This window comes from Lachnoanaerobaculum sp., from assembly GCF_057250505.1.
Genome location: NZ_DBHIEQ010000037.1, coordinates 10527 through 17486, shown reverse-complemented (window position 1 = coordinate 17486; position 6960 = coordinate 10527). Strand labels below are relative to the sequence as shown.

At 35.1% G+C, this 6960-nt stretch carries 7 protein-coding genes and 1 pseudogene; 2 read left to right on the top strand and 6 right to left on the bottom strand.

Going from position 1 to position 6960, the window contains the following annotated elements:
- Window positions 1-56: 56 nt before the first annotated feature.
- Both ACO6FI_RS12090 and ACO6FI_RS12085 read left to right on the top strand, forming a co-directional pair.
- Window positions 57-149 (top strand): annotated as a pseudogene (locus ACO6FI_RS12090) (transposase); the annotation flags it as partial.
- Between the two features lie 375 nt (window positions 150-524).
- Window positions 525-1550 (top strand): hypothetical protein, encoded by a 1026-nt coding sequence (locus tag ACO6FI_RS12085; protein WP_485457555.1) that lies wholly within the window; start codon window positions 525-527, stop codon window positions 1548-1550.
- 208 nt (window positions 1551-1758) lie between these two features.
- Here the strand turns inward: ACO6FI_RS12085 and ACO6FI_RS12080 are convergent, their stop codons facing one another.
- The 6 genes from ACO6FI_RS12080 to ACO6FI_RS12055 all read right to left on the bottom strand — a co-directional run.
- Window positions 1759-2844 (bottom strand): tetratricopeptide repeat protein, encoded by a 1086-nt coding sequence (locus ACO6FI_RS12080; RefSeq protein WP_485457554.1) that lies wholly within the window; start codon window positions 2842-2844, stop codon window positions 1759-1761.
- Window positions 2835-3431 (bottom strand): helix-turn-helix domain-containing protein, encoded by a 597-nt coding sequence (locus ACO6FI_RS12075; RefSeq protein ID WP_485457553.1) that lies wholly within the window; start codon window positions 3429-3431, stop codon window positions 2835-2837. Before ACO6FI_RS12075 ends, ACO6FI_RS12080 begins: the two co-directional genes overlap by 10 nt.
- A 157-nt stretch (window positions 3432-3588) precedes the next feature.
- Complete coding sequence (locus ACO6FI_RS12070; RefSeq protein WP_485457552.1) at window positions 3589-4275, bottom strand: hypothetical protein; 687 nt, start codon at window positions 4273-4275, stop codon at window positions 3589-3591.
- A 3-nt stretch (window positions 4276-4278) separates the two neighbouring features.
- Window positions 4279-5376, bottom strand: a complete 1098-nt coding sequence (gene glf / locus ACO6FI_RS12065; protein ID WP_485457551.1) for a UDP-galactopyranose mutase — start codon at window positions 5374-5376, stop codon at window positions 4279-4281.
- 12 nt (window positions 5377-5388) lie between these two features.
- Window positions 5389-6354, bottom strand: a complete 966-nt coding sequence (locus tag ACO6FI_RS12060; RefSeq protein ID WP_485457550.1) for a UbiA prenyltransferase family protein — start codon at window positions 6352-6354, stop codon at window positions 5389-5391.
- On the bottom strand, window positions 6332-6960 hold a 629-nt coding region (locus tag ACO6FI_RS12055; RefSeq protein ID WP_485457549.1), incomplete at its 5' end, for a phosphatidylserine decarboxylase. The genes ACO6FI_RS12060 and ACO6FI_RS12055, both read right to left, overlap by 23 nt.

The window sequence follows — 6960 nt, the reverse complement described above, 5'->3', positions numbered from 1 at the left end:
AAAAACCTTATGGCTATTGCTGACGGAGAAGGCATTGCATTTGTTAACGGAAAGGTTTTGCAATAGGAAGAAATGTAAATAAATATCATCGTTTTCTCCATGCAAAACTAAAGAAATTTGAAGGGAAAATACAGGAGAAAACAGCATAAGAAAAAATGCAAAAGCAAAATTTATGCCAAGGGGATTTTATGCCCAAAAATAGACAGCATTATAGAAAAATAAAATATCCTGACAAAGTCACAAAGCAAAACGCCTTGTATTTGTCAGGATATTTTTATTTAGTTCTGCGGTAAGTAGAAATGTTTATTTCCCGACAGCCCCTTGTAGTTATTTAGTGTCTTTTACTACTATTATCAATAATGTGATACCTATGTGAACAAATGATTTTAACACTGTAAACCTTCTAAACTGATACTTGAATTGAAGGCTTGAATTTGAAGTTTTTTCTCTATATTTACAAGCTATATGTTTAATGATAGCATTTAAGTGAGTAAACTTCAAATATATTTTTAGGAGAATTTATAATGAAAAAGAAGCTATTTACCTTATTCTTATTATCATTTTTAATGTCCTCACTTTCAGGATGCCGAGCATCCAAAGAGAACCAAACCTTATCTGCTGCACAGGAAAGTGAATCCATCTCAACACAAGAGCATTCCAAAGAAGAAAAAACTACTGCTTCGTCAGAGAGTGATCTGACTCAAGCTTCAGTAGATGATGAACTTTCCTTATCAGAAAGTATTTATTTTCCGTATGAAAATTTAAATGAATTGACTATTAATGAACATACTGATAAGGACAGTTTAAAAAATATCATTAGCAAACTCCCAGAAATAGCCAAATATATACAACTTAGTGATGTGGAGTTAAGTAATGACTCGTCGACTATCACAATCAAATATGATGAAATTTATAACGCTGCAATCACATCCATACTTTATGATACTACTATAACCCCACCCGGTCTAGATGAAAATCCTTTGTATTCTTCACCGTATATATTTCCGAGGCTTGACAATAATGCTTTGCTTTTAATAATAGCAAATGATTCAATATCATATGTAAATTATGAGATTTCTGTACCTACAGAATTTCTTGTTTCAAAACCACTTACTCTAGAACTTACAAGAGAAAACTTTACAAAGCACTTAGGTGATATATCAAATGCTAAAGGAGATAAAAACCGTTATTGTATTTTATTAGATTATGATAATGCCGTATTTGCCAATAAAATACACACTAATGGTGTAGTCCTTGGTGCTAAAGAGGACATGCTCATTAAGCGATATAAAGAACCTGCTGAAAAAGATGGAAATAACTATACATATTTTACAGATAATAGCATTATAACATTTAGGCTTGAAAAGGAAAAACCGGAAGATAATTTATTAACGGTTACAAAAATTTCAGTTCGTCCACTTGAGAAAATCTCATATCTGGATTTTATCCCATACAATGTAGGATTAATACCGGATCAAAATGGAGTTCTAAGTAAATCTTGTGTAGAGGGTTATCTTGGCGAACCAAGAAAAAAAAATTTCAAATACTGATTATTACAGATTAACCTCAGGTTTATCTGATTATCTTTACTTTGTTTATGATGATAACGAAAATGTCATTGAGCATGGAATGATAAGAGAAGGAATTGTTCCTAAAAATAATTGAAATTGAATATAAAAACATAGTGTAGCGTGACTCATTTAAAGTCATGCTACACTACTCTTATAGCTATCATTAAACTACTTTTTTTATTTAGAATTACTCTAAATGTTTTTTCCACTTTTTGAGCATATCCGTTGTATAAGAGATCAAATCTTCATTCTTACTCTCTTGTAGAACAAGTTCAAGCCATGTGATTGCTTCTTCAACCTTACCGTCAAAATAGTAATTGTCGGCCAATATACAATATAACTCGTCTCTTAAGTCGGCTTCTTCATCCGATATTCTATCAAGCAAATCTTTGACTGTTTCCGTAGATTTATCATACATCTCAAGTTGCTGATATATGTATGCCAATTTTCCTCTTGCATAAATGTCATCGGGATCCAGTTCAACGGTCTTTTCAAACCAAGGTATTGCCATAGAGTATTGATAGCAGTTATTTAATGCTACAGCGACAGCATATGCATTATCGGCAGTCGGATTGTTTGCATATATTCTGTATCCGAAAGGCAGATATTCAAGATTTTGATCATCTGTTAATTCGTTTGCATATTCCTCTTCCTCTTTTGTCAGAGGTGTTTTATCACCTGTATCAAGGAATGCATTTGTCAATGTGTTGATTCTGTCTTCTTTATGTGAATTGATAAATTCCAATACTTTCGGAATAACATTCTCTTTGGCATATGCAGATTCCGCAAACCATATATTTGACTGTCCGAATCCCTTTCCTATTCCGTCTTTTGCCGCCCTTCCTATAGTAAAAGTTCTCTCATCTTCAGGCAAAAGATATGCATCCTCCGCACTGCATTCAAACCAGTAATATCTTTCAATACCGCTTGCAGGTGTACATCGTAATTCTTTTAAAAATCTGTTGGCGATTGCATTCTCATACCATCCCACAATTACGGTACCTCTTTGTGGATGTGCGGCACACCAAATCACTAAAACATTATTGGTTTCATCAAAATGCCTGTACTTCTCGTCAAATTTTTCTATATGAAATTCCTCGCCTATCGCTTTGACAAAGCCGTAGCACTTTCCGTCCATATTTAAGAAATTCCACTTTTCATGCGCATCTTCATTTTCCTGAACCCATCTGCATCCTGTTGTCGGATTTATCTCTCCGGCAATACGACCGTCATAGTATCTCAAATACGCAATGTTACAAAATATTATATACATATCTCATCCTTTCTGTCTTCAATAACAATATTCAATGCATTATTTCCATCCTTCAAGCATGCAATCGGTTTACGCCGCATATTTGTAAAAGAAAGCATCCCTTTTGGCAGTGCCTCTTTGGTATCAACATAGTATTTTGTCTTACCTCTCTCTACCACCAAAAAAAGTTCAAATTCATCCGGAACTAGTACATCCAAAAGGTAAAACATATTACCATGAAATTCCTTAAGAAGCTCTCTCCTTACATCCGCTGTGCTACCCGGATTCGCATTTATCAAATCATCCATCCTGTATAAAACAAATTTTCGCTCATTTTCTCTGAACTCTTCCTGCATTCTGGGTATCTGCTCTCTTTCAAGAAACCCCACTTGACCGTGATACCCAAGCGCATATTTCATCCAGTTCAAATCTATATCAAGTAATACAGATAATCGAAAAAGAGTCTCTGCACTGACAGTATCGCGACTTAGCTGTGCTGAAAATGTTGTATTTTTTATTCCAAGTTCGCTTGCAATCTGTTTTTCCGTTCTGTTTCTGTTTTTGATAAAACGCTTTATCATTCCACCAATCTTATTTGTGTTCTCCACACTTAATCACCTCCTTTGTAAGTTCTTTGCTTTATGCCTATACTATACCAAGGCTTCTGCATTGATAATAGAGCAAAAAATCCAATGTGGTTGGATTTTTATAGGATTTATTATTCTTAATAAAAAATCAGAGAGTATTTTATACTCCCTGACTTTTTTATATAAACCTAATTGCCAAATAAATCGACAATACTAATGCTGTTACGATAAGGGTAAAGGCAAATGTTACAACAGCCAACCCCCTGCCTCTATTCCAATACTTTATACTTATATACAATCCGTCTATAATATCCAACACAGGTATCATCTGCAATAAAAAATGTATTACTCTTCTTACAGAGGACATACCGTATTTTTTTTGTGTAGCACCTAAGACGCAATCAATTGATATAAGACACGGCAACTCTGTTAAGGTAAACATTATCAACGAACATGGTATTATCGCAATAATAAAAGTAATAACATAAGCAGCTATAAGAATAATAAAAAACACAAGGAAAGTAGATACAAGCCTATCTTCCGGCCAATGATTTATTATTTTGATTATTCCAAAAATAACAGCACCTAATATTCCTGCACAGATTAATTCAACCGGCATCATTATATATTTATATACAAAATATGTTTTCAGACAATAATCTACATCTTCATTCTTTTTAGCAGATGAAATATTTCGCATTTGTGATATCAAAACAAATACAAGCAGGATAAACATAGGAATAATTAATGCCGCTGCAACAATAACCCCTGTAATACACAATATAGCTAAAGCTATTGAACCATATATTGCCGTTCCATACAGTACACCAAGTAACAAAGGATGTTTTCTTTGACCATTTTTCATATTTTACAAATTCTTCTCCACACACTCAAGTGCCGCTTCCACTACCTTGTCCATATCATAGTACTTATAGGCGCCAAGTCTTCCGCCGAAGATTATCTCAGGGCGGGTTTTTGAAAGCTTAACATAGCTTTCATAGAGAGCATTGTTCTTTTCATTGTTGATAGGGTAATACGGTTCCTCACTCTTTTGCCATTCCGTAGGATACTCCTTTGAAATGATAGTAAAGTCCTGCTTGCCGTACTCAAAATGCTTATGCTCTATAATTCTGGTAAAAGGTACTTCCCTCTGCGTATAGTTTACCACCGCATTTCCCTGATAGTTGTCGGTATCAAGTCTCTCATCCTCAAAGTACACTCTCCTGTATTCAAGTACTCCAAGCTTGTAGTCAAAGAACTCGTCAATCATTCCGGTATATACCGTTCTTTCCGCTATATCGGGATTTTCCTTTATAAAGTCTTTGTACTCCGTATTTGTTCTTACCTCAATGCCGACAAGCAGCTTTTCTATAATACCTGTATATCCGCCTATAGGTATTCCCTGATATCTGTCATTGAAGTAGTTGTTATCAAAGGTAAACCTCAGCGGAAGTCTCTTTATAATAAATGCCGGAAGCTCCTTTGCGTCTCTGCCCCACTGCTTTTCGGTATATCCTTTTATAAGCTTTTCATATACATCTTTTCCTACCAAAGATATAGCCTGTTCTTCCAAGTTTTTAGGATTATCTATGCCTGAAGCCTTTCTCTGCTCCTCAATCTTTTCCTTTGCTTCCTTAGGAGTCTTTATATTCCAAAGCTTACTGAAAGTATTCATATTGAAAGGCAGATTATAAAGCTCATCCTTATATATTGCTACAGGTGAGTTGATATAATTATTAAAATCCGCAAAATTGTTTATATAATCCCATACCGCTTTATTTGAGGTGTGGAAAATATGTGCTCCGTATTTATGAACATTTATTCCGTCCACATTTTCAGTATATATATTTCCCGCGATATGGTCTCTTTTATCAATTACCAATACACTCTTGCCTCTCTTTTTTGCCTCATATGCAAATACCGCTCCGAAAAGTCCGGCTCCTACAATCAAAAAATCGTACTTCATAATTACCTCTTTCTAAATTTTTCCAAATATCAAATAGATTACAATAGTTGCAATCATCATACATTCCTGTATATATGTATACCTCTCCACTTTGTCTACAATCCTATACTTTGTAGGGTCCTTCTTGTACTCAATAAACTTCACGGAACACCACAGTGTATTGATAAGTAATGCCGCTACCGAAATCTTATTCAGATTCCAAACCAATACAATATTTGTAAATATATCAAGCCAAGTCAATACAAATACAAAATCAATACATTTCTTATAACCGAAAAGCTTGGAGTATGTAACATACTCCGTTTCTTCCTTCGGCGCTCTGATTTTTCTTGAAATTTCCCAGATAAGCGCCGGGAAGTACAAAGTCATTACAGCCATCAGGTTTGTAATATCAAATACAGGCAGCTTATACTTCATTATAGCATATGAAATAACATAGATATTCAGTATTATCTGTACAGGATTATGTGTTACCAAAGCAAGAGGCAACGACTTGGCTATCTTATGCTTTTGGAAAAACCACACCGCCATAAGACTTCCGTAGGTATAGAGTATCAGACAGAAGATAAAGTTTCTCATAAACAAAATATTTATAAGTAGAGTTACACCTATCAATACAGCGGCAAAAATCCTCAAGTCTTTTTTATGTACTCTTCCCGACGGCAGCGGCCTTGTAGCAAACAGTCTGCAATCCAGTTCATAGTCCTTAAAACCATCCGAAATTCTTAGCCAGAGTAAAAAGCTGAAACCCGAAAAACCGCCGATAAGAATACCGCAAACATCATGTTGCTTAAAATATGATATAAAATCGGGCTGCCCTTCTATCTTGCTAAACTCAAGCAGCCGCCTTCCGCTTACTCCGTGGTTTAAAAGCACCATAAAGTATATTTCAAGAAATACAATATATCCAAGACAAAGCCTGGGTATTATCGGATACATCTCTTTAAAATAAATCCTAAGTCGCTTTATTACTTCCATAGCCTATTCTCTCCCCTATTTTTATTTTCGTTTCAAAACCTCTTTCACTGTTTTTTAAAATATCACCGTCTATCTCTATACCCTTACCTACAATCTCAACAATGCTTGAACCTCCATATGAAAAGTATCCCTTTTCAGTGCCTTTTTTGAAACTTCTTTTTCTATGGTTATGGATATGTCCGACAAGCATCGCCCCTATCTCCATATGTATTATATCACCGAATGCTGTATGCCAGTACTCAACTTCTCTTTTATTTTCTGCAAATGCCCTCCAATATGCCGCATCTCTTCTCACACTTTCAAGCCTGCCTGCGATACTTCTTCTTCTTACAAAGACACCGTTTACAGGATAAATATACCTGTGATAATCGCAAAGACTGAGTCTGTAAAGTAGAAGATATCCACCTTTTGCCCATTCAGGCAGAGGCTCTTTCAACAATTTGTCAATGTTATAAACATTTCCCTTTATCATTATCCTGAGTTTTTTATCCCCGAGGTAAAGCCCCTTATCCTCTCCTATCTTAAATACTCTTATCTTTCCGCTTGCAGTTGCCACAAAGCCTTCACTGTCTGCAACAACACCTCCTTTCTTTTTAAAGAATCCGT